This is a genomic window from Pelobacter seleniigenes DSM 18267 (assembly GCF_000711225.1).
Lineage (GTDB): Bacteria > Desulfobacterota > Desulfuromonadia > Desulfuromonadales > Geopsychrobacteraceae > Seleniibacterium > Seleniibacterium seleniigenes.
Genome location: NZ_JOMG01000002.1, coordinates 2,019,979 through 2,043,402, shown reverse-complemented (window position 1 = coordinate 2,043,402; position 23,424 = coordinate 2,019,979). Strand labels below are relative to the sequence as shown.

18 protein-coding genes are annotated in these 23,424 nt (G+C 54.3%); 12 read left to right on the top strand and 6 right to left on the bottom strand.

What is annotated here, in order from left to right; genetic code table 11:
* Nucleotides 1–164 precede the first annotated feature (164 nt).
* From N909_RS0112120 to N909_RS0112080, 9 genes are all read left to right on the top strand, one after another.
* Complete coding sequence (locus N909_RS0112120; protein WP_029915417.1) at nucleotides 165–728, top strand: cupin domain-containing protein; 564 nt, start codon at nucleotides 165–167, stop codon at nucleotides 726–728.
* A gap of 143 nt (nucleotides 729–871) precedes the next feature.
* Nucleotides 872–3,010, top strand: coding sequence for a methylmalonyl-CoA mutase (gene scpA / locus N909_RS0112115; protein ID WP_029915415.1), 2,139 nt, complete (start codon nucleotides 872–874; stop codon nucleotides 3,008–3,010).
* 122 nt (nucleotides 3,011–3,132) lie between these two features.
* Complete coding sequence (meaB, locus tag N909_RS0112110) at nucleotides 3,133–4,110, top strand: methylmalonyl Co-A mutase-associated GTPase MeaB (RefSeq protein ID WP_029915413.1); 978 nt, start codon at nucleotides 3,133–3,135, stop codon at nucleotides 4,108–4,110.
* A gap of 78 nt (nucleotides 4,111–4,188) precedes the next feature.
* Nucleotides 4,189–4,593, top strand: a complete 405-nt coding sequence (gene mce / locus N909_RS0112105; RefSeq protein ID WP_029915411.1) for a methylmalonyl-CoA epimerase — start codon at nucleotides 4,189–4,191, stop codon at nucleotides 4,591–4,593.
* 295 nt (nucleotides 4,594–4,888) lie between these two features.
* On the top strand, nucleotides 4,889–5,386 hold the full coding sequence (locus N909_RS0112100; RefSeq protein WP_029915410.1) for a TlpA family protein disulfide reductase: 498 nt from the start codon (nucleotides 4,889–4,891) through the stop codon (nucleotides 5,384–5,386).
* 242 nt (nucleotides 5,387–5,628) lie between these two features.
* Complete coding sequence (locus N909_RS0112095; protein WP_029915408.1) at nucleotides 5,629–5,832, top strand: hypothetical protein; 204 nt, start codon at nucleotides 5,629–5,631, stop codon at nucleotides 5,830–5,832.
* Nucleotides 5,833–5,951: 119 nt separating this feature from the next.
* Nucleotides 5,952–7,190 (top strand): hypothetical protein, encoded by a 1,239-nt coding sequence (locus tag N909_RS0112090; protein ID WP_029915406.1) that lies wholly within the window; start codon nucleotides 5,952–5,954, stop codon nucleotides 7,188–7,190.
* Nucleotides 7,191–7,488: 298 nt separating this feature from the next.
* Entirely contained in the window at nucleotides 7,489–9,222 is a 1,734-nt protein-coding gene (locus tag N909_RS0112085; protein ID WP_029915404.1) for an FG-GAP repeat domain-containing protein, read from the top strand.
* 111 nt (nucleotides 9,223–9,333) lie between these two features.
* On the top strand, nucleotides 9,334–11,112 hold the full coding sequence (locus N909_RS0112080) for an ATP-binding cassette domain-containing protein (protein ID WP_029915402.1): 1,779 nt from the start codon (nucleotides 9,334–9,336) through the stop codon (nucleotides 11,110–11,112).
* Nucleotides 11,113–11,245: 133 nt separating this feature from the next.
* Here the strand turns inward: N909_RS0112080 and N909_RS0112075 are convergent, their stop codons facing one another.
* From N909_RS0112075 to N909_RS0112060, 4 genes are all read right to left on the bottom strand, one after another.
* Entirely contained in the window at nucleotides 11,246–12,082 is an 837-nt protein-coding gene (locus N909_RS0112075; RefSeq protein ID WP_029915401.1) for an ion transporter, read from the bottom strand.
* A 101-nt stretch (nucleotides 12,083–12,183) separates the two neighbouring features.
* Entirely contained in the window at nucleotides 12,184–13,440 is a 1,257-nt protein-coding gene (locus tag N909_RS0112070; RefSeq protein WP_029915393.1) for a (Fe-S)-binding protein, read from the bottom strand.
* Between the two features lie 12 nt (nucleotides 13,441–13,452).
* Nucleotides 13,453–14,859, bottom strand: coding sequence for an FAD-binding oxidoreductase (locus tag N909_RS0112065; protein WP_029915391.1), 1,407 nt, complete (start codon nucleotides 14,857–14,859; stop codon nucleotides 13,453–13,455).
* A 201-nt stretch (nucleotides 14,860–15,060) separates the two neighbouring features.
* Nucleotides 15,061–16,617 carry a sensor domain-containing diguanylate cyclase gene (locus N909_RS0112060; protein WP_029915389.1) on the bottom strand — a complete coding sequence of 519 codons (1,557 nt, stop codon included), beginning with the start codon at nucleotides 16,615–16,617 and terminating at the stop codon, nucleotides 15,061–15,063.
* 527 nt (nucleotides 16,618–17,144) lie between these two features.
* Between N909_RS0112060 and N909_RS0112055 the strand changes: the two genes are divergently transcribed.
* Nucleotides 17,145–18,209, top strand: a complete 1,065-nt coding sequence (locus tag N909_RS0112055) for a branched-chain amino acid aminotransferase (protein ID WP_029915387.1) — start codon at nucleotides 17,145–17,147, stop codon at nucleotides 18,207–18,209.
* A gap of 45 nt (nucleotides 18,210–18,254) precedes the next feature.
* On the opposite strand, the gene N909_RS0112050 is transcribed toward N909_RS0112055, so the two are convergent.
* A complete protein-coding gene (locus N909_RS0112050; protein ID WP_029915385.1) occupies nucleotides 18,255–19,514 on the bottom strand; it encodes a glycosyltransferase family protein in 1,260 nt (419 codons plus the stop codon).
* A 3-nt stretch (nucleotides 19,515–19,517) separates the two neighbouring features.
* Nucleotides 19,518–20,474: a tRNA (adenosine(37)-N6)-dimethylallyltransferase MiaA gene (miaA, locus tag N909_RS0112045; RefSeq protein ID WP_051689725.1), complete on the bottom strand. Its 957-nt coding sequence runs from the start codon at nucleotides 20,472–20,474 to the stop codon at nucleotides 19,518–19,520.
* A gap of 249 nt (nucleotides 20,475–20,723) precedes the next feature.
* On the opposite strand from miaA, the gene pcnB reads away from it, so the two are divergent.
* Nucleotides 20,724–21,986 (top strand): polynucleotide adenylyltransferase PcnB, encoded by a 1,263-nt coding sequence (gene pcnB, locus N909_RS0112040; RefSeq protein ID WP_036683741.1) that lies wholly within the window; start codon nucleotides 20,724–20,726, stop codon nucleotides 21,984–21,986.
* A 107-nt stretch (nucleotides 21,987–22,093) separates the two neighbouring features.
* Nucleotides 22,094–23,203: an IS110 family RNA-guided transposase gene (locus tag N909_RS0112035; protein ID WP_029913085.1), complete on the top strand. Its 1,110-nt coding sequence runs from the start codon at nucleotides 22,094–22,096 to the stop codon at nucleotides 23,201–23,203.
* The last annotated feature ends 221 nt before the right edge of the window (nucleotides 23,204–23,424 follow it).

Here is a 23,424-nt window from a genome sequence, read left to right as displayed (position 1 = left end):
CTCCGCGCTTCCCGACAGCTTCCTAAGAACCCAAAGATCCAAGCTTGGTGCAAAGTCCTATTTTTAATAATGATAAAATTATTGCGGTTGACTTTTGACCTCATGTTCGCTATAGCATCGTTAAACAGAACACCTTTTTATTTTTAAAATTTTCGCGCAGGTTCATTATGGAATTCAATATTGGGCAGAAGATAAAAGGGCTGCGCAAAATGCGCAAACTAACCCTTCAGGATGTAGCCAACGAAACCGGATTTTCACCCGCGCTTATCTCTCAAATTGAAAATAACAATGTCTCTCCGCCCATCGCGACCCTCTCTAAGATTGCTCGTTTTTTTGACGTAAAAATGAGTTATTTTTTTGAGGAAGGAGAAGGGAATACCCGCTATGAAATTGTGCGGCGTGATGAGCGTCGCGTGGTCAGCAGGGTCATTTCCAAAGACGGAACCCGACATGGGTACACCTATGAGGCGCTCTCCTTTCGGAAAAAGAACAAAAAGATGGAACCGTTTCTACTCACGGTCACCGAACGGGCCAAGGAAGAGACTCTCTACAATCACGAAGGCGAAGAATTCCTGCTGATCCTGAAAGGGACCGCTGAAATCATTCTGGACGATGAACGCTTTACCCTTACAGAGGGGGACGCTGTCTATTTTGATTCAACCGTAAAGCACCGCCTGCTGCTCAAAGAAGGAGCGACCGTCGAGGTCCTGGCTATTGTCACACGCTGAAAAAAAATTGTGACCGGCATAATTCAGGAACTGACCGGCATTCATAAAATAATCGGTTTGCGTATATAATCCCGCCAGTGATTTTTATCCGCTTGTCAACCTGCGTTGCAACAGAAGACTTAAAGAAGAAGGGCATTGATATCATGAGCAGTTTTGAAAAGAAGACTCTCGCCGACTGGGAAGCACAGGCGAAAAAAGAGAAGAAAACAGACGATCTTTCCAATTTCAAATGGGACACCCCGGAAGGAATTACCGTCAAGCCACTGTACACGGCGGCTGACATTGCCGGACTCGCAACTGCCGACACCCTCCCCGGGCTGGCTCCTTTCGTCCGTGGCCCAATGGCAACCATGTATGCCGGTCGGCCGTGGACGGTTCGGCAATATGCCGGTTTTTCTACAGCCGAGGAGTCCAACGCCTTTTATAAACGTAACCTCGCGGCAGGGCAGCAGGGTCTTTCGGTCGCCTTTGACCTGGCAACCCACCGCGGTTACGATTCTGACCATCCCCGCGTTGTCGGTGATGTCGGCAAAGCCGGGGTCGCAATCGACTCCGTCGAAGACATGAAGATTCTTTTTGACAGTATCCCCCTCGACAAGGTCTCCGTGTCCATGACCATGAATGGTGCGGTCATGCCGATCATGGCCAACTATATCGTTGCTGCCGAAGAGCAGGGCGTCAGCCAGGAAAAACTGGCCGGAACCATCCAGAACGACATCCTCAAAGAATTCATGGTTCGCAATACATATATTTATCCGCCGGCACCTTCGATGCGCATTATCGGCGATATCATCGAATACACCAGCAAGAACATGCCGCGCTTCAACTCGATTTCCATCTCCGGCTACCATATCCAGGAAGCTGGCGCCAATGCCGCACTGGAGTTGGCCTTCACGCTGGCCGACGGGCTTGAGTACGCCAAGGCCGCCATCGCCAAAGGGCTGGACATCGATGCGTTTGCCCCGCGCCTGTCCTTCTTCTTCGCCATCGGCATGAACTTTTTCATGGAAGTCTCGAAACTACGGGCAGCCAGGTTCCTGTGGGCCAAACTGATGGCTCAGTTCAACCCCAAGAACCCCAAATCATCCATGCTGCGGACCCATTGCCAGACCTCTGGCTGGTCGCTGACCGAACAGGATCCCTACAACAACGTCATCCGCACCACCATCGAGGCCATGGCTGCAGTCCTTGGCGGAACCCAGTCGCTGCACACCAACGCCCTGGATGAAGCCATCGCCCTGCCAACCGACCACAGTGCCCGAATCGCCCGGAACACTCAGTTGGTGATCCAGGAAGAAACCGGGATCTGCAACGTTATCGACCCCCTCGGCGGTTCCTACTATGTTGAGTCCCTGACCAATTCGCTTATTGAGGAAGCACAGAAAATCCTTGATGAAATCGAAGAGCTGGGCGGTATGACCAAGGCCATTGAATCGGGCATGCCCAAACTGCGGATCGAGGAATCGGCTGCCAAAAAACAGGCCGCCATCGACAGCGGCCGCGATGTCATCGTCGGGGTCAATAAATATAAGCTGGACAAGGAAGACCCGATTGAAGTCCTCGATATCGACAACACTGCGGTTCGCCGCTCACAGATCGCCCGCCTTGAGAAAATGCGTGCATCCCGTGACGAAGCCGCCTGTCAGCAGGCCCTTGACGCCCTCACCGCAGCCTGCGAAAGTGGAGAAGGCAACCTGCTTGAACTGAGCGTCGCCGCTGCCCGGCTGAGAGCTTCGGTGGGAGAGATTTCCGATGCCATGGAAAAGGTTTTCGGTCGCCACCGGGCGGAAATCAAACTGGTTTCAGGAGCATATGGATCGGTCGTGAGTGAAGATAGTGATTTTGCCGAATTGAAAAAACGGGTCGACGCCTTTGCCGCCAAAGAAGGTCGCCGCCCCCGGATCCTCATCGCCAAGATGGGTCAGGACGGCCATGACCGCGGTGCCAAAGTGGTTGCCACTGCTTACGCCGACGCCGGCTTTGACGTCGATGTCAGCCCGCTCTTCATGACCCCGGAGGAAACCGCCAAGATGGCCGTTGAAAATGACGTCCATGTGGTCGGTGTTTCGAGCCTGGCCGCGGGCCACAAGACCTTGGTTCCGCAGCTGGTCGAAGAGCTCAAAAAACTCGAAGCCGAAGACATTGCCGTTGTTTGCGGCGGGGTTATCCCCCACCAGGACTACGATGCCCTGTACGCAGCCGGAGCCAGCAAAATTTTCGGCCCCGGTACCTCAATCGTCTACTCGGCCGGCCAGACCCTGGATGCGATTGAAGGAAAATAAACGCAGGGTTTGCAGGAATATGCCCTAGAAGAAGATCCAGAAGCCGGAATTTATTATTCGCCAGAACAAGGATTCCGGCTTCTGCTTTCTCCTCGGCACACATATCTTAACGGGTTCATATTTTGTCTGATATTAGTCAATTAGCAGCCGGCGTCCGCGCCGGCAACATGCGCGCCCTGGCCAAAGCCATCACCCTGATCGAAAGCCGTCATCCTGAGCATAGTGGCAAGGCGGCCGAACTGATCGACGAACTGATGCCGGATACCGGTAACTCCATCAGAATCGGTATCTCCGGAGTTCCGGGTGTCGGCAAAAGCACCTTTATTGAAGCGTTCGGCATGAACCTGATCAAGCAGGATCACAAAATCGCGATCCTCGCCGTTGATCCGTCGTCCCAACTGTCCGGCGGCTCCATCCTCGGCGACAAGACCCGCATGGAAGAGCTGGCCCGTGAGAAAAACGCTTTTATCCGCCCTTCACCCTCCGGTGACACTTTGGGCGGGGTGGCCCGAAAGACCCGGGAAACCATGCTGTTGTGCGAAGCCGCCGGTTACGATGTCATTGTCATCGAAACGGTCGGAGTGGGGCAATCCGAGATAACCGTCGCCTCCATGGTCGATTTTTTCCTGCTCCTGCAACTGGCCAATGCCGGTGACGAACTGCAGGGAATCAAAAAAGGGGTCATGGAAATTGCCGATGCCATCGTCATCAATAAAGCGGAAGGCGACAATCGACCCCGGGCCGATCTGGCTCGCCGCCAATATGAAAATGCCCTGCATCTGCTCAAGCCCAAAAGCTCCCACTGGCAGGTTCCGGCCATGCTTTGCAGTGCCCTGCATAATCAGGGAATCCATGAAATCTGGGAAATGATCAATAAATTTGTTGCTACCATGCAGGAGCATGGTGAATTCGCAACCAAGCGCAGCCTGCAGGCCAATGACTGGATGTGGGCACTGGTCATGGACGGATTGAAAGACTTGTTCCGCAACGATAAAAATGTCGCTGGTATGCTCGACCGGGTACAGACCGGCGTCGCCGCCGGGACAACGTCCCCCAGCGTAGCAGCCCGCCGGCTGATAGAAGCATTTAAAAGACATTGAAGACGGCCTCATAATTTATTGATCTTGGACCTTAACACTGAATTCATACCCATTTATTACTAGCTTTGGAGCTTCACAATGACTAAAAAAATCAACCATATCGGTATTGCCGTTAATGATCTCGAAGCAGCAATCCCCTACTATCGCGATCAGCTTAAGATGACTTTCGAAGGGACTGAAGTCGTCGCAGAACAAAAAGTCAAAGTCGCTTTTCTCCTGGTCGGAGAGAGCCGCATCGAGCTTCTGGAACCGACCGCTGCCGACTCTCCAGTTGCCAAATTCCTGGAAAAAAACGGCCAGGGAGTCCATCATGTCGCCTATGAAGTTGCTGACATCGAGGCGGCACTGGCCGACCTGAAAGAACAGGGAGTCCGCTTGATCGATGAGAAACCCCGGCTCGGCGCACACGGCAGCCTCATCGCCTTTCTCCATCCCAAAGCAACCGGCGGCGTACTCACCGAGATCTGTCAGCCCCAACACTGATCGTTCGACAAAATTCATCATACACGGGTGAAGTCTCACCCGTGTATGATGCCCCAAACGCCCTTCCACCAAGCCAAAACCGCTTGCTTTTTGCGGCAGTTCAGTGACAGTCCCCCAGAACTGACTTCGCGATATGCCAAGAACTCCCTGCAATGCCCCCCCGCCACAGCTAACTTTTCTTATTCTTTAGCAATTTTTTATTTGACTAAGCAGACCAAAGAAATATACTTGTTTCGGCTTGAAAACTGATTTTTGAAATGACCAGACCGGTTCTGCCGTCCCAAGGTTCATGCAAATGCCCGGAAGGCAAAAAATCATCATATTAGTACTGCACTTGCTGTTGCTATTGCCGTCATTGGCTCTCGCCTTGCGGCAAGGTGATCAATTTCCTGCATTGACAGGAAAATTGTTATCCGGTGGTGATTTTGAGTTCAAGCAATTGGAGGGGAAACCAATTCTTATAAAGATCGGGACAACCTGGTGTCCAGCCTGTGAAGAGCAGAGTGCAGACATAAAGAAACTCGATACATTTCTTGATCAGCATCAGATTCAGTACGTGGAAGTTTTCGTACAGGAATCCGCAGCAACAGTTGAACGTTTCCTCAACCATCAAAAATACCGCAGTCCTGATGTGGCTGTTCTCGATTCCGGGACGATTGCCAGGGAATTGAATATTTATACGATTCCACGCGTCATTCTGGTTGATAAAAATTTTCTGGTTGCCAGAGACGGTGCACCGCTGGGCGACAAGGCATTGAAAACCCAGCTGCAGCAGATGCTAACAGGAAAATAACACACCGGGCAAAAGACCTGTGCTATTACATCAGCCCGGCGGGTTTCATGATTTCAAGAGAGTGTTGGCAAAAATGGACAGACAACCTTCCGGTTGTGGCAAAGAGCCAACACACCAGTGTTGCAGTAAAACAACATAATAAAATCAAATGGCTACTGCTTCACCTATAGCCGGTTAAAAAAAAACTGTATTTCAAGCACTTGAGGACTTTCATTATAAAACAGTTTTATTTGGCATAATCCATGCTCTGGATTTACCTGATTGATGTGCAATCTGGTTTGATCATCAAGTTTTACCAGGAGTCATTAAAATTGCCGAAAATTATTGCGACAGCCCTGCTGGTCATGCTGGCCCTCACCGTCGCCGGATGTGCAAAAAAAGTTGAACCCATCAGGGTCAAGTGCCCTGCATGCGGATATGAATTTGATGTCCAGCCGGAAGGCTGAGCTTGCTTTTATTGCAGAACACAGCAAATGAAAATTAAAGGATGTCCTGAGCAGACGTGAATTTAATTTTCACACGCCGAATGGTTCGGCAAATTTTCTTACCTAGGAGGTAACAAAAAATGAGCAGATTTCTGAAAATCATGATCGTCCTGCTGACGATCGCTGCTGTAGCAACACCTGTTATGGCAGAAGACCGCCTGAGCCTGGGCGGTGAAATGCGTGTCCGTGGTTGGTACCTGGATGACGAGCGCGCCAGCGAAGACTACACCAGCAGCTTCATGGATCAGCGCCTGCGTATCGGCGGTAAATTCAACATCGCAGAAGGCGTCAGCGTCACCTTCCGTTTTGATGAAACTGAATCCGCTTGGGGTGATCAAGCCGGTTACGGTTCTGGCCGTTTTGTTGATGGTACTGATCGTCCGATGCAATGGGACCGCGCTCATCTTGACATCACCAAAGGGATGTTCCACCTGCGTGCAGGTCAACAATTCCTCCAGTTTGGCAACAGCGCATTTGACGCCCAAGACAACGGTCTGGTTCTGAACATCAAAGGTTCTGTTCCGGTCACCTTGTTCTGGATGATCAATGACAACAACTGGAGCGAAATCAACACCAAAACCGTCTACAGCTCAAAAGCCAACTACAACTCTGACGATTACTACTTTGGTGCAAAAGCCGGCTTCAAAGCTGACACCACTGCTGTTGAAGGCTACCTGGCAGGACAAACCGGTAACGGCGAAGAAGTTTTTGTTGTCGGTGCTAATGGCAAATTTGACCTGAGTGCTGTTAAACTCGAAGCTGAATTTGAATACTTCACCGGTGACGCTGCTGAAAATGTTGATGCTATCGGCACCCAACTGTTTGTTGACGCTTCTGTTGCTGCATCCGAAGCCTTCACTGTTGGCGGCCAACTCTACTATGCTCTTGGTACCGACAAAGCTGACGAAGCTCAGTACTACTGCCTCGGTAACGAATTCGGTGGCTGGGACTCCATGTTCATCCTCGGCACCGGCCTGGACAACGAAAAAGCCGGTATGGGCCGTCCTTGGGACCTGGGTAGCGCTCTTGGCTACGCCGGCAACACCGGTATCATGGCTGTCCGTGGCTATGCCAGCTTCAAAGCCAGCGACGACATGACCCTGTCCGGTTCACTCGCTTACGCCGAGCCGGAAGAAGACAGCAACACCGCTCTGGACTCTGCAATCCTGGTCGCTCTTGGCATGAAATACAATGTCATGGCTAACACCTCTCTCGGTGTTCAGGTTGAGTACAAAGGTATCTCTGCTGACGAAACCAGCACCATGCCTTCTGATCCGACCGTCCTGACCGCTGGTGCAGGTCTGTTCGTTAACTTCTAATTTTTATTTAGAAGCTTGACTTGAAAAGCCCGCTACCAAAGTAGCGGGCTTTTTATATTTTTATATAAGTACGTGTTCCCTCCACCCCGGTTGTTTACCTTCCCTCCATTCTCCTCACCCCACTATTTACATTACGAGCCGCAAAAGTTTTAACAGGATATCTCTTTCATCCCCTTTACTGTTGATATATGATCACGTTATTTTGGTCGCTGCGAATATGGTCGAGGGACAAAGTTCTCCCCCTCCATTCCTTTGAAAATATAGAATTCAGAGGTTCTCTTTTCAGGACGGAACAATCATGAAGCGTATTCTTATCTATTTTTCAGCCCTTATTCTGCTTTGCGTGTCAACCACAGCAAGTTTCGCCGAGTTCCCACAACAGATCAAACAGGACTTTGCCCCTCTGACAGGTGTGGTCATCATGCCCATCGGCGATGAGTATCTGATTGATCTGGATGTGACCAGTGGCATCCGGCAAGGCGACATTCTGACCCTGATCAGCGAAGGGGAAAAGGTTATTCATCCGGTCACCAAAGAGATCCTCGGCACCTTGGATGTCGCTCAAGGATATCTGCAGGTCACCCGGGTCAAATCCGGTTACTCCTATGCAAAACTACTAAGTTCGAATGCTCCTCCACACAAAGGAGACCAGGTCAAAAGGTTTGAGCAGGTCCCGTCCCGAATCACCGAATCAGTACCGGAACAATTGCGTAAAGAACTTGAGAATGGTCTCCCGCAATTGAATTGGCTGGGAGATACCGACACCACCCAACCGATCCTGACCTTTTCAATGCCGGGTAATACTCTGGTCGTCAGCAATAACGAAAACATTCCACTGAAACGCTATCAGTACACAGAAGGAAGTCTGTCAGCGATGATTACAGCTCCATCAAGCCAAGCTGCAGATGACCCGTTTTCCCTGAATGCTCCCCGCCAGGAAAAGAAGTCACTTCTCAACCAGGCGGTTGGTAATATCTTCGGCAGCGTCGGACTTGATGAACGGGATGAGCGCCTGGAAGCTCCTGGAATCATTCACAGCAAGCAAAATCAATCTGCAGTCTGGATGGGACCGAACCTGGAGGGCACCCCGGTCGGCATTACCGTTGCGGATTTCGACCACGACGGCAAAATGGAAACCGCGATAGCCTTTGAATCCGAGCTGTTGATCGCGAGAATCTCCCAGGGTGAGTTTCAACAAATTGCGACCATCGACATTCCTACCGGGATAAAATTGTTAAGTGCTGACAGCTTGGACCTGAATCACGACGGCTTTCCGGAAATTTTCCTAAGTGGTGTCAGTGGAGCCGAGGTCAACTCCCAAATCGTTGAATTTAAAGACGGGACCTACCAAAGAACCGATACCGGTATCCGCTGGTTCTTACGGGTTGTCAGTATCCCGGATAAAGGGACGGTTCTCGCAGGCCAGCTCTTTGGCGACCGGGAAAATCCGTTTTCGACCCCGGTGGTCGAGTTGCAATACCAAGAAAACTCATTGGCATCCAAAGGGCCGCTCAATGTGCCTAAAAATATCAATGTCTTCAGCTTTGTGCCCTTTATCGGAACTGACACAAAGGAACTGTTCGCCTATATTTCAACCAGCGATTTCCTGAATATTTCAACCTTGAAGGGGGATAATCTCTGGGAATCGAACGAAAATTTCGGTGGTTCCGAGACCAGTTTTTATCCCGTTCAAAAACAAAACAGTACTGAACTGAAAACGCCAACCTATATCCAGAAACGCATTCTGCTGCTTCCGTCCGGGGAATTATTGACCGCACAGAATGAAGGACCACGGATATTTAAAGGCTATCGTAATTTTGATAAAAGCCGGGTTGTTGCCCTGCAATGGAACGGCTTTGCTCCCCAAGAGACCTGGCGAACCTCGGATCAAAACGGCTATCTGGTCGATTTTTCGGTCGCTGATGCAGACAACGATGGTCAGCCTGAAATCGTCATGATGATGTCATTCAAGCAAGGTTCCCTGTTTCAAAAAGGCCGCTCAACAGTGGTCATTTACGAATTCAATGAATAAGTGCCAAGTGCAGCCCAAACTCCCCTTCTCCTGATTTTTTGAGCTGAGTTCTCTGCCGGTTCCGATGAAATCGGCAGAGAACTTTTTCAGTGACAGACATCTGACGACTTTATGAATATTTTTTCTCTTCATCAGGCCTCCCTTGCCTTTGGCGGACCCAAACTTCTTGATCAGGTCAGCCTGCAGGTTGCTTCCGGCGAGCGAATCTGTCTATTGGGGCGCAACGGAGCCGGTAAATCGAGCTTACTCCACCTGATCAACGGCGATGTTCCGCCGGATAGCGGTGACATCATCAGGTCCCAGGGTCTGCAGACCGCTTATGTTCCCCAGGAGTTTCCGGACGACTGGAGCGGGCAGATCCGCGACTATCTGCGGCTGCAGGTTGACACAGTGACAACTGATCCTCTGGCCGCCGAGGTCAAAATTGATCAGGCGCTCAGTCTGCTTGAACTGGATGGTGAAGCCGAGGTATCCGCTCTTTCCGGCGGCCAGAAACGGCGTGTTTTATTGGCCGCGGCCATGAGTCTGGATCCGGAACTGATCCTGCTCGACGAACCGACCAACCACCTCGATATCGACGCGATCCGCTGGCTCGAGGAGTTTCTGCTGAAGATCAGGAAAACCTTGATCTTTATCAGTCACGACCGAGCCTTTTCCCGCAGACTGGCCAGCCGGATACTGGAACTGGATCGCGGTCAGCTGCATGATTTTCGTTGCGATTACTCCACCTACCTGGAACGCCGCCAGGATGTCCTCCATGCCGAGGAAAAATCCTGGGCCCGGTTTGATCAGAAGCTGGCCGAGGAGGAAGTCTGGATTCGCAAAGGGATTAAAGCGCGCCGCACCAGGAACATGGGGCGGGTTCGCGACCTGCAGAAAATGCGCGAGGAAAGACGCCAGCGCCGGGAGCGCACCGGCAAGGTCAAATTGCAGTTGGAAGAGGCTCCGCGCAGTGGCCAACTGGTTCTTGAAGCCAAGGACCTCTCCTTCGCTTATGCCGAGCAACCGATCATCAACGGATTGAACCTGCGAGTCATGCGCGGTGACCGCCTGGGCCTGATCGGTCCCAACGGCAGCGGGAAGACCACCCTGCTCAAGCTGATAGCAGCAGAACTGCAACCGACATCCGGCAGCTTGCGTCACGGAACCAATCTGCAGATCGCCTACTTTGACCAGTTGCGCAATCAGCTCGATGAAGACGCAACGGTCAAGCAGAACATTGCCGACGATCACGACCAGGTGATCATCAACGGCCAGACGCGCCATATTTACGGTTACCTGCAAGACTTCCTGTTCACCCCGGAACGCGCACGCACACCGGTCCGGGTCCTCTCCGGCGGAGAAAAAAATCGTCTGTTGCTGGCCAAACTTTTTACCCAGCCGGCCAATCTGCTGATCCTTGACGAACCGACCAACGATCTGGACATGGAGACCCTCGACCTGCTGGAAGAGCTGTTGCACGATTTCAAGGGGACTGTGCTACTGGTCAGCCATGATCGCAGCTTTCTCGACAATATTGTCACCAGTTCGCTGATTTTTTCTGGTCAGGGAGAGGTTGAGGAATTTATCGGTAGCTATGACGATTGGCTCGTTCTGCAGCAACCTGCCACAGAAGCCAAAAAAGAGAAGAAAGTCAAACCCGCACCACGCCAGGAGCGGCCGCGCAAATTAAGCTTCAAAGAAAAAAGGGAACTGGAAGAACTGCCGGAACGGATCGATCAATTGGAAACCGAGCAGCAACAGCTCCATGAACAGTTAGCCGATCCGAACCTTTACAAAGGGAATAACGGCAGCAAAATCATCCAATTTCAAGAACAGCTTGCGGCAACGGAAGCACGTTTGGCCGAAGCTTACCGCCGCTGGGAAGAACTCGATCAAATCCCCGAATAGGATCTCCTGGGGGGAATTTTCATATTTCAGCGACTGATTAAACTTCCTGATTAGCACTGATCTTCCGCTACAGAAGAATCCCCCCCTTTAAGAAAGGGGGAGCCGACTTTGTGGAAGATTCGTATTAATCAGTTTAAACTCTGACTTCCGGGTTCAGTTTGGCGCCACACTGCTTGCAGAACATGGCTTGGTGGTCGTGTCCTTCGGCCCCGCACTCCGGGCAGGCCTGGGTCGAAATATTCTGTTTGAAGACCATCTCCGAGGTTACGATGCCGGTCGGGATCGCAATAATCCCGTAACCGACGATCATGATGATCGAGGCAATTGCCTGGCCGATTCCGGTCTGCGGGGAAATGTCACCATAGCCGACCGTGGTCATGGTCACGATCGCCCAGTAAATCGAGCGCGGGATACTGCTGAAACCATGCTCCGGCCCTTCGACGATATACATAATGGCCCCGAAGATAATCAGCAGCAGCGATACCGAAAACAGGAATACCAGAATTTTCCTTCGGCTGGCCCACAGAGCCCGCTGCAGATAATTGGACTCCCCGACATACTGCACCAGCTTCAACACCCGAAAAACCCGCAGCAACCGCAGGATTCTGATCACCAGGAAATACTTCCCACTGGGTAAAAAAAGACTGACATAAGACGGCAGGATCGACAGCAAATCGACAACACCGTAAAAACTGCCCGCATAGCGCAACGGCCGCCCGATACAGGCCAGGCGCAGGAGATATTCCAGGGTAAACAGGAGGGTGAAAAACCACTCGCAATAGTGGAAAAGACGCCCGTAGGCAAGGTGCAGGGTCGCAATACTGTCCATCATGACGATCAGCACACTGGCAATAATACTCAGGATCAGCACGACATCAAAGAGTTTCCCCGCCGGGGTATCCGCCTCAAAGATGATTTCATGCAAGCGGCGACGCAGGTTCTGAATCACTGATGATTTGAGTTCAGGCATCCCACCTCCCCTGACAGCGGTCAGTCAGCTTGTTCTTTCGCAGGCCAGGTCGGGAAAATGGAATTTCCCGACCTCTCAGCATGAATAGTTTAACAGACCAATCAGGGCAACGCCTCAGCAAGCAGATCAAGGATATGCACGGCCTGCTGCTGTCCACCGGCGTGGTTGATGCTGTCCTGCAGCTGCATGATGCACCCCGGGCAGTCGGTGGCCACCAGACTGGCACCGCTCTGGGCGATGTGGGCGGCCTTCTTGGCGCCGATCTGCTTGCTGGTCTCGTAGTGGTAGACCGAGTAGGTTCCGCCCAGCCCGCAGCAACTGCCGGCACCCTCCATCTCGACATACGCGACCTGGGGCAAGGCCTTGAGGATCGCCCGCGGCTGTTTGGTAATGCCGTGATTGCGCAGATGGCAGGGATCGTGATAGGTGACCCTGAGCTGCTGTGCGGCTTTGGGCAGCTCGGCAAGTCTTTCCGGCAGCCCCTGCTCGACCAGGAACACGAAGATGTCGCGGACCTTTTCTTTATAAGTGTCAAACTCGGCGCCCATGTTCGGGTAGATCTGGGTCAGCCCGGAATGACAGGAGGCGCAGGCGGTGACGATGTAGTCATACTGGTGCTTGCGCAGCATGGCCAGGTTGTCGTTGGCGAGTTGTTCGACGGTAGCGCTGGCTCCGGCGGAGACCGCGGGCAGGCCGCAGCAACCCTGGTCTTTGGGGATGATGACGGTGATCCCGAGGAACTGCAGGGCCTTGAGCAGGGCTTCGCCGCTGTCCGGGTACATGTAATTGATGCCACAACCGGTGAAAAACAGAACCGTCGGCTTGCCCGCAGTTCCCGGAATCACTTCGGGATGGCGCTCGCGAAACGGTTTGCTGGTCAGTGGCGGCAGGGTCCGGTCGGAACTGATGAAGGGGGCGGGAAAGCGCAGCCGCAGCCCGCTCTGCTCGGGAACCTTTTTGAACAGCAGCTTGGAGAAGGCGCCGCCGCCTTTGGCGAGCAGATTCATCAGCCCCTGGTGCTTGAGCACCGTGGCCACCCCTTTGCCGAAGGTGGACAGTCCCTGTCGTTTGGCGATCTCACGGCGGGTGGCGGCGACGATCTCTTCGGTATGGACTTTGTTGGGGCACTGGCTGTAGCAGCTGCCGCAGAGCAGGCACTGGGACATGTCGAGTAGAAAGCGTTCTTCCAGGTCGACCTGCTCCTTGAGCAGGGCATCGGCCAGGGCGATCTTGCCACGGGCCACCCGCCCTTCCTGTTTGTCGGCGCCAAAGGCCGGGCAGTGGGCGCGACAGCCGCCGCATTTGACACAGAGTTCGATCTGCTCGCGCAGCTCACTGAGTTCTTTCAGTTTGGCCATGATCGCACCGCCTCAGGACTGCGCGGGGGCAACGGCCCGGTCGCTGGGAAACATCTTGCCCGGATTGAGGATGTTGTTGGGGTCTAGGGCTTTCTTGATGGTCTTCATGTAGTCGATCCCGGCGTCGCTCAGCTCCATGGTGATAAAGGGGGCTTTCATAATCCCGACACCGTGTTCGCCGCTCATGGTCCCACCCAGTTCCAGGGCGCCGGCAAAGACTTCGGCGATGGCCTTTTCCGCTTTTTCGCTCTGGCCGGGGACTTTGCTGTCGATCATGATGTTGACGTGGATGTTGCCGTCGCCGGCATGGCCGAAGTTGACAATGGGGATGGCGTAGCGGTCGGAGATCTGATCGATCTTGCGAATCATCTCCGGGACCTTGGAGCGCGGCACACAGATGTCTTCGTTGAATTTGTCAGGGTTGACCCGGCGTAAACTAGCCGACACCGAGCGGCGGATCTGCCAGAGGGCTTCGCTCTGTTCCGGGGTTTCGGCGATGCGGGTTTCGACCACCCCGAGGGGTTTGATGATAGCGGCAATCTTGGCCGCCTGCTTATCAAGGAACTCGCGGTCGCCGTCGACTTCGATGATCAGCACGGCGTTGGCGCCCGCAGGGACCTGCAGATCGGTGGCCTTGCGCACGCAGTCAAGGGTCCGCCCGTCCATGAACTCGAGGGTGGTGGGGATGATCTTGCCGCGGATGATGGCGGAGACCGCCTGGGCCGCGCCATCGATGGAGTCGAACAGCACCAGCATGGTTTTTTTGGCTTCGGGTTTGGGGAGCAGCTTGATGATGATTTTGGTGATCACCGCCAGGGTCCCTTCGCTGCCGCAGATCAGTTTGGTCAGGTCGTAACCGACCACCCCTTTCATGGTCGGGCCGCCGGTCTTGATGATGTCGCCGGTCGGGGTGACGATCTCCAGGCCGATGATGTAATCTTTGGTGACACCGTATTTGACGCAGCGCGGCCCCCCGGCGCATTCAGCAACGTTGCCGCCCAGGGTCGAGACCTTGAGGGAGGCCGGGTCGGGGGGATAGAACAGGCCGACTTTTTCAACCGCCTGCTGGAACTGTTCGGTGACCACACCGGGTTCGACGGTGGCGACCAGGTTCTCTTCATCAATCTCAAGGATCTTGTCGAGTCGCGACAGCCCCAGCACAATCCCGCCGCTGATCGGCAGGCTGCCGCCGGTAAAGCCGCTGCCGGCCCCGCGCGGGAAGACCGGAATCCGTGCGCTGTTGGCCAGCTTCATGATGGCGCTGATCTCTTCATTGCTCCCCGGATGAACCACCACGTCCGGACGATACTGGCGCTGGGTCGCATCGTAGGAATAACAGATCAAATCGGCGGTCGCCGTGGTGACATGGTCTTTACCGCAGATCTCTTCAAGTTGTTTCAAGATCGATTGTTCAAGCATTGGTAACGAGTCCTTTTGTTCACTGCTCCTGCAAAAATTTAAGGCACGCAGACGATCACGTGACCGACATCGCGTGCCCTTATCTTACCGCGCGGCCATTATTGAGTAAATGCGCCGTAAAGTCTACCAGGGTATCGCAAAAAACCAGTCTAAGCCTCCTCCCCCAAACAGTCACCGAAAGACTATTCTGCGCAGTGCCCGCTACTTTCCCTTACCGAACCAGCCGCTTTTTTCCACAAAAACTTCAGTCCGGTTGCGCCCCTTCTTCTTGGCCGCATAGAGCGCCCTATCGGCCCGTTCGATCAGTTCACTTTTTTTGATTGGCTTGTCCTGCAGCGGGAAAACAGCAACCCCGAAGCTACAGGAGACCCGGTATTCATCACCATCATATTCAAAACTGTGCTGTTCGATCGCACTACGGATTTTCTCCGCCACGGTCAGAGCATCGGCCAAACCGGTTTCGGGCAGGACAAACACAAATTCTTCCCCTCCATAACGGGCAAGCAGGTCATATTCCCGAATAATATCACGACATAGAGCGGCGACTTCCTTGAGCACATAATCTCCGGCCTGATGTCCATAAAAATCATTAAATTTCTTAAAGTTATCAACGTCAGCCAGAATCAGGCTGAGTTCATTTTCCAAGCGCAGGGACCTGCTGATTTCCCGGTCGAGAAATTCCTGGAAATAGCGATGGTTGTAAACCTCAGTCAGACCGTCAAGATTGGCAATCTCTTCAAGATAGCTATTTTTTTCCGCCAGTTCAGCGGCTAGCTTTTCCAATTGCATCTTGGCCTGAACCAGCTCCCGGTTCATCTGTTCATAACTCATATTGAGCAGACTGAGCTCAATATTGGCCTGCTGCAGCAGTTCGGGGATTGAGGCGGTGCCGGCGATTTTGATCCCGAAATATTCGGCGGCTTTGGCGACTTCAACGTTGGCCTGGGCAAGGATATCGTCAATGGTCTTGGCGTCCAGCCGGAACATTTTCTGGGCTCGTTCCCGAAATGGGGTATGATAGCTAATCGGCTTGCCGGAATACATGATATTGGCCAGCAAGGCAGCCAGATGGACTACCTGCACCACGGTTTTCAGGTTGCGATTCGTACCCGGATACTGTTCCGGGTGATGATGATAAATGATCGGAATTGAAAGAGCCTCGGGGAAATTCCAATGTTTGGCCGCTTCCCCGCCGATATAGGCATGGGTCACGCCGAAGTTTTCCTCCTCCAGTTCCAGCAGCCTGCTTTCAATTCCGTCCGCTTCGCTCAGCAGGCGATCATAGGTATCCTGGTAAGCGCAGGCCAGGATCAGTTTACCCAGATTCTGTAGCAGGCTAACGGTAAACGCTTCTTCCGGATCCTGATCGGAAACCTTCGACATGATCAGTTTGGAGGCGACCGCTGCAGCCAGGGACTCTTCCCAGAAATCCTCATAACTGAAACCGCCCCTGTAGCGGGGTCGTTCCATATTGAGGAAAGAAAAGGACAACACCAGACTGCGCACGGCATTGGTGCCGAGAATGGCGACCGCCTGCTGAATGGTGCCGACCTCATTGGGGAAATTGTAAAATGCCGAATTGACAACTTTGAGAATTTTGGTTGAGAGAGAGACATCCTGAGCAATCAGCTTGGAGATATCATAAATTGTCGTTTCTTCTTTTCCGGTAATATTGATCAGTTTAGAGGCAACCGTTGACAAGGTCGGCAAGGCACCCGCATCGATCACGTACTGAAGGGCTTTTTCTTTGCTCTGCATCTGCGCTATCCCTGTATTCAGTTTTCATTTGATTAGTTTCCATCCGGAAACGACTTTTCCCACTGTAGCAGCGTCAATCTGCAGGCTGACTTGTGCGGCATAGCAGCGTACGCCTCCGCGCAAACACTTGATTTCCTTGACACAACGGAAAACTGCTCGTTTCCAATCTGAAAACTTAATGATTGCCATACAGTGTTTCCGGATGACAACTAAATAATTGCTCGAACTCGTAACCGGACGGATGATATCACTTTTTGCATCGAATTGAACAGCCACAAGAAACCGATCTTGTCATCTTTTCCGCCCGCCAAACCATCGCACCTTTTAATTGGGGAACCGTGCAACGATACCCGCGCTCACCAATACGCCCCGCCAAGGGGGCTTCCTCTCGCTGCTGAAGAGCTGCAGATTCTATAAATCACCGCCTTTGTCGCGGCTATAAGGATCTTGTTGCAGCAGGGTAAAAAGCTGTGATATGAAAAGAACCTTAAGTTTTTCACGCCTTTTGCACAGGAGAAATGCATACCATGGAACTGAACGTCCTGCCTGTCCCTGCTTTGAAACCTAAAGTCACCGACGAAAGCCAGCTGGTTTTCGGAAAACTGTTTTCCGATCGCATGTTTATTATGGAATACGATACCGGTCAGGGTTGGCACTCAGCCCGCATCCAGCCTTATGGCCCGTTCAGTATTGATCCCGCTGCCATGGTTTTGCACTACTCCCAGGAAATTTTCGAGGGGCTGAAAGCGTTTCGCCGCCCCGATGGCAGCATCGCCATGTTCCGCCCCGCGGACAATGTGGCCCGCTTCAACCGCAGTGCGGAGCGACTGTGCATGCCTCAGGTCGATGAAAAATTCTTCCTCGACGCCATGATTCAGCTGCTGCGCCTTGAAGCGGACTGGGTGCCACACAATATCGGCACCAGCCTCTATATCAGGCCGACCATGATTGCCACGGAAGCCATGCTGGGTGTCCGCCCGGCCAATAAATACCTGTGCTATATCATCCTCAGCCCGGTCGGCGCCTATTATAAAGGCGGTATCGCTCCGGTTAAAATCTGGATTTCCGACTTTTATGTCCGCGCTGCTGAAGGCGGCACCGGCGAAGCCAAGACCGGTGGCAATTACGCGGCCAGCCTCTATGCCGCCAAGCAGGCTTCGGAACAGGGCTACGATCAGGTGCTCTGGCTGGACGCCAAGGAGAAACGCTTTGTCGAGGAGGTCGGCAGCATGAACATGCTGTTTCTGTACGACGGCAAGATCGTCACCTCCCCACTGCACGGCACCGTCCTGGACGGCATCACCAGACGCTCGGCCCTGACCCTGTTGCAGGAAATGGGGTATGAGATCGAAGAACGCGCCCTCAGCGTCGACGAAGTCATGGAAGGAGCGCGCAGCGGTCGGCTCCAGGAGGCCTTCGGCACCGGAACCGCCGTGGTTATCTCACCGGTCGGCTCATTCTGCTATCGGGACGAATGCGTCCAGCTCGGCGATGGCAAACCCGGCGAACTGACCATGAAACTGTATGACAAACTAACCGGGATTCAGTACGGCCGCGAGCCGGATAACCACAACTGGATCACCCTGCTGTAAAAATGTGCCCTGCTCTCTGCCGGCGGCCCGGTCGACAAAGAGCAGTCAATCCACTCCCTGCAGCCGCTCCAGCAGCCGCAACTGAGCGGCCAGGGTCTCGGGAGCGGCGCAGCCGCCCCAGGCGAGAAGTTCCGCTACGACCTCGACAGGCTCAGCGCTGGCCGTTCCATCCACCCGGGTCAATAGCTGGCGGGTGCGCAGCGCGTCGAACCAGCCTTGAAAAGCCCTTAGCCGCTGTTGCCCGGGACGATGGTTTCGCTGTAACTTCGCCCAGACAGTCACGAAATCCACCTCGGCCAGATACCCGGCCAGTCCGGCCGAAAGCTTTTCGGCCTGCAGGCAGATCACCTGAGCCGGGGCATCGATGTTCTCCCTCGCCAACGCCAGCCAGCGCCGCAACAGGTCAAATCCTTCCTTGCCGATAAACCGATACCCCCGGCGGCCGTCCTCAACCTGCTCGCGCAGGGTCCGGCCGGTGCCGAAGGGGACCCGCTCGGAATAACGTGGAGCCGGACGAACAACGGTGCCGGCAACAAAATCGACCCGGTCGATCTTGGCCAGCCGCTGCAAAAAGTAAAAATCTTCCGCTGCCAGCCGCCGATTCATCCCGCCGGCCGCAACATAGGCGGCCGCCCGGCAGCACAGCGCGCTGCCGATACTGTGATAAGCATAGGGAGATCCCGCCACCTGCAATCCGAACAGATAGCTGCGCAGGTACAGTTCATAATCACGAATGGCCCGCTCCCGTTCCGGAGTCACGGCCACCTGGTGGCGAAACGGAATCACCGCGCCGGCGGCCTTGCTCCTGGCAAAATGCGCAAAGACCGCGCTCAGGTAGTTTTCATCCACCAGGGTGTCGGCATCCAGGGAAATCAGCAGCGGATCGTTGTGCCAATCCAGATACTCCAGCCCCAGGTCAAAACCGATCTTGCGCGCCAGCCCAACTCCTTCTCCGGCCGGCAGCTCCAACCCCGTGCTGGCGACATCAACCCAGGCCAGTTGCAACCCCGGGCAACAACAGGATTGCAGCCAGCACAGCAGCTGTTGATTGTCCTCTTTGGCAGTGGCGGCGGCAGTCGCATGATTATTGACCACGACCAGCAGCAGGGTCTGCCCAAGCAGAACGCCCGCGTTGCGGGCCAGACTGGCCAGGGTCAACGGCAACTGTTCCTGCTCGGCCAGGGCCGGAATAACCAGCAGGGCCTTGAAATCCCGGCGACTGACTCCGGTGATGGTCCAGGGAGCGCTGATCGCCCGGGAGCGAAGATATTTGTCGAGAGTTTTGCCGTTCACAGGGCCGGCCACGAACTACTCCCCATGCTGAACTCCGGCCACGGCACGATCCCCCGGCAGCAACAACTGATGACGAGCAATGATTGCGCAGAGTTCTTCGAAAGGCTCCTCCTGCCCGTCCAGCCAGTGAATGACCACCCCGTTTTTCTCCATCCGGCGAAAAAAGGTTTCCTGGCGTTTGGCAAACTTGCCGATGGCGATGCTCAATTTCTGCACCATCTCGTCGTAGGTCATTTGCCCTTGCAGATGCTGGGCGATAAAGCGGTATTCGAGGCCGTAAAACTCCAGCTGAGGCCAGGGCACTCCCTGCTCATACAGCTGCTGCACCTCCGCAACCATTCCTTCTTTAAGCCGCTGCCGCAACCGCTCGCCAATCCGCTTGCGCAGGACCTCCCGCGGCCAGCGCAGCCCGAACACCAGCGGCGCCAGAGGGGGGGCAGCAAGTCCTTCTGCAGCGTTCTGTTCACCAACAGCGATTTCAATGGCCCGGATCAGCCGTGCCCGTTCCAGCATATCGGTGACATTGTGCTGTTCAGGCTTCAGCTGCAACAAGCGATGCTGCAGCTCGGCATCGCTCAACGCTGCAAGCTCCGCCCTTAACAGGTGATTTTCCGGAACCTCAATGAGCCGGTAGCCGCGCAGAACCGCATCAAGGTAAAGACCGGTCCCGCCGCAGACCAGGGGCAGGCGCCGCCGCTGCCAGATCGCTTCAACCGCGGCAAAACATTCCCGCTGAAAGCGGAACAGATTGTATTCTGAGCCGGGCTCGGCAATATCGATCAGATGGTACGGAATCTCGCCATACTCGGCGAGATCCTTGCCGGTCCCCAGATCCATGCCCCGATAGACCTGGCGCGAGTCGGCGGAGATGATTTCCCCCTGGAACCGGCTGGCCGCCCGCACCGCCAGCGCGGTCTTGCCGCCGGCGGTCGCACCGAGAATCACCAATAGATTGAATTTTGTGTTCGTCATCACCCTTTATTCCCGCCCTTTGTACAGCGCTATTCAACGACGCCTTGTCAAAAGGCTTTTGCCTTCCCCACTGATCTGCTATAGTCCGGTAGCTTTTTCAGTACCCGTCCGGAACCGGTCCCCGGCAGTTTTCCCGAGGCATCTGATGATTCGTCCGGACCTGTCGAGACATCATTTTTCCCTGGACGGAATTCCGGCAAAAAATATCAAGAGGTCCGGTTATTGGTCTTCAGATCGGCTGTCAGTTTCATGAAAGAAAAAAATCCCGTTATCCTGAGTCGCGATCAACACCCCATTTCCCGCAAACAGATCGATCCCGACTGCCTGAAAGTTCTCTACCGTCTGCACCGCCACGGTTACAAGGCTTATCTGGTCGGGGGCAGTGTCCGTGATTTACTCCTTGGCCGTCAACCGAAAGATTTCGACATCGGCACCGACGCCACCCCCAGTCAGGTGCGCAAACTGTTTCGCAACTGCTTCCTGGTCGGCAGGCGCTTCCGCCTGGCCCATATCCGTTTCAGCGGCAACAAGATCATTGAGGTCGCGACATTTCGCCGTGAGCCTGACGCAGACGAACTGCCGGACGATCCGGACGAACACTTTCATTTTGTCCAGAATGTCTTCGGTACGGCCTGTGAAGATGCCCACCGGCGCGACTTTACCATCAATGCCCTGTTCTACAATATCGCTGATTTTTCAGTCATCGATTATGTCAACGGCCTGGAAGACCTGTTCAACAAACAGCTCCGGGTCATCGGCGACCCGCTGGTCCGTTTTGTCGAAGACCCGGTCAGAATGCTGCGCGCTCTGGAATTTGCCGCCCGGCTCGACTTTTCTCTGGACGATAACATTCTGCAGGCCATTCACACTCACAAAGCCTTGCTGGCAACCGCCGCACCGGCCCGGGTTCGTGAAGAAACCATGGAACTGTTCCGCCGGGGAATTGCGGGCAGGGTGCTGGAACAATGCCGTCAATTGGGCCTGCTGCCACATCTGCTGGCCGGCTATCCTGGAACCGACGAAGGGATTGCGCTGCTTGAAAAAATCGATCAAAGAACCCACAGCGGCACGGATATTCCGGAGAGCTTGAGTATTGCTGCCCTCTATTTACGCCTGTTCATGGACAGCTGTCCGCCGACCGCAGATATCAATCTGACCCAGGTCCTGCATAAAGCCAACGAGATCATCACCCCCCACTGCCGCTATTTCAGCATTGCTGGCGGCATCCGGCATGACGCTCGCGAGCTGCTGATCGGCTGTTTCCGCCTCGCCCGCGGCCGCGGGTTCCGCGGTGAAAAACGCTTTCTGCAGAGCCCCCAGCTGCCGAAAATCCTCGAGCTGTTTCGGCTCTGGTCCGAAGTCCGACCACAGCTGGCCCCCCTGCTCCAGGAATGGCGCCAGGCCAGCCACAACCATCAGACGCAAAGTCCCAAAAAGGCTCGGTCCGGCCAACGCCCGGCAAGAAGAAGAACGCGCCGGAAAAAATCGGCCCCTGGTCACAAACCGTCCTAGCCATCATGGCTGACAGTTAAAAAAGAGAAGACCTGCCCCTTGCAAACATGGGTTATGCTGGAGTCGTTGAAACAACCGGCACAGAGCCATAACCAAGGAGACAGGTCATGACAAAGTCTATCACTTATGTTGGTTTCGATGTTCATAAAAACTCGATCGATGTCGCGTTAGCCGATGCTGGCCGCGAGAGTGAGATCCGCTATTACGGCACCATTAACGGAGATCTTGCCTCACTGGACAAGGTGATCCGTAAACTGGTCTCACGGGGAACCAGACCCTCCTTTGTTTACGAGGCCGGACCCTGTGGCTATGAAATCTATCGGCATCTGACACAGCAAGGATACGATTGCAAGGTGGTTGCCCCATCGCTGATTCCGCGAAAAAGCGGCGACCGCATCAAGAATGATCGCCGCGACGCTGAGATGCTGGCGCGGCTGCATCGTGCTGGAGAACTGACTCCGGTCTATGTCCCTTGTCTCGAAGATGAGGCGATGCGCGACTTGTGCAGAGCCCGCATCGACAGCAAAAGTGCTGAACGCAAAGCGCGCCAACAACTGGGGGCCTTTCTCCTGCGCAGCGGGTTCCGCTACAGCGGGAAAACACCCTGGAGCAAGGCTCACTGGAACTGGATCTCTTGCATCAAGATGCCGCATCCGGCCCAGCAGATCACCTTGCAGGAATATATTGATGCCGTACGTTCCTGCACAGAACGAGTTGAACGCATGACTGAACAGATTCGCCAACTTGCCGAGCCGTGGCGCATGAATCCTGTCGTCGAGGCGATTCAGGCCCTGCGAGGCGTCTCCCTGATTGTTGCGACAACAACGGTTGCCGAATTGGGAGACCTGACCCGCTTTGATCATCCTCGACAGCTCATGGCGTACCTGGGATTGGTTCCCTCGGAACACTCCAGCGGCGAGACGGTCAAGCGTGGCGGGATCACCAAAACCGGGAACGGACATGCCCGGCGCATGCTGGTCGAAGCGGCTTGGTCGTATCGACTTCCGGCTCGGGTCAGTCGTCGGCTGCTTGAACGGCAGAGGCACCTACCGCAGGCTGTTTGGGAGATCGCCTGGAAAGCACAATTGAGGCTCTGCTCCCGCTATCGACTGCTGACCGCCAAGGGGAAACGCAGTCAGGTGGTCATTGCGGCCATCGCCCGTGAGTTATCAGCATTTATCTGGGCCATCGCCCAAACGGTGCCACGCCCGGCATAGCGAAGGAGTCAAGGAACAACGGAACCAGCTTCTGTCGCGAAAAAGCGCGGCCCCGGTAACGGAGAATCCTCGGGCCTGTTATGGGATCAGGCATTTGCCGAACTCCCGGCTCTAGCGAGAGGCAGCTCCACGACGTAGCCAAGACAGGCGGTAACCAACCCGCGAATATCAGCGTGATCTACCGTCGTAAAAAGCGGCCCCGTTTTTTCGTGACAGAGATT

Coding starts and splice junctions, on each gene's coding strand:
- N909_RS0112035 (WP_029913085.1), top strand. CDS start 22,094: ATGACAAAGTCTATCACTTATGTTGGTTTCGATGTTCATAAAAACTCG.
- N909_RS0112075 (WP_029915401.1), bottom strand. CDS start 12,082: ATGCCTGAACTCAAATCATCAGTGATTCAGAACCTGCGTCGCCGCTTG.
- N909_RS0112090 (WP_029915406.1), top strand. CDS start 5,952: ATGAGCAGATTTCTGAAAATCATGATCGTCCTGCTGACGATCGCTGCT.
- mce (WP_029915411.1), top strand. CDS start 4,189: ATGACTAAAAAAATCAACCATATCGGTATTGCCGTTAATGATCTCGAA.
- N909_RS0112100 (WP_029915410.1), top strand. CDS start 4,889: ATGCCCGGAAGGCAAAAAATCATCATATTAGTACTGCACTTGCTGTTG.
- N909_RS0112080 (WP_029915402.1), top strand. CDS start 9,334: ATGAATATTTTTTCTCTTCATCAGGCCTCCCTTGCCTTTGGCGGACCC.
- N909_RS0112065 (WP_029915391.1), bottom strand. CDS start 14,859: ATGCTTGAACAATCGATCTTGAAACAACTTGAAGAGATCTGCGGTAAA.
- scpA (WP_029915415.1), top strand. CDS start 872: ATGAGCAGTTTTGAAAAGAAGACTCTCGCCGACTGGGAAGCACAGGCG.
- pcnB (WP_036683741.1), top strand. CDS start 20,724: ATGAAAGAAAAAAATCCCGTTATCCTGAGTCGCGATCAACACCCCATT.
- N909_RS0112095 (WP_029915408.1), top strand. CDS start 5,629: ATGCTCTGGATTTACCTGATTGATGTGCAATCTGGTTTGATCATCAAG.
- N909_RS0112060 (WP_029915389.1), bottom strand. CDS start 16,617: ATGCAGAGCAAAGAAAAAGCCCTTCAGTACGTGATCGATGCGGGTGCC.
- N909_RS0112070 (WP_029915393.1), bottom strand. CDS start 13,440: ATGGCCAAACTGAAAGAACTCAGTGAGCTGCGCGAGCAGATCGAACTC.
- N909_RS0112055 (WP_029915387.1), top strand. CDS start 17,145: ATGGAACTGAACGTCCTGCCTGTCCCTGCTTTGAAACCTAAAGTCACC.
- N909_RS0112085 (WP_029915404.1), top strand. CDS start 7,489: ATGAAGCGTATTCTTATCTATTTTTCAGCCCTTATTCTGCTTTGCGTG.
- miaA (WP_051689725.1), bottom strand. CDS start 20,474: ATGACGAACACAAAATTCAATCTATTGGTGATTCTCGGTGCGACCGCC.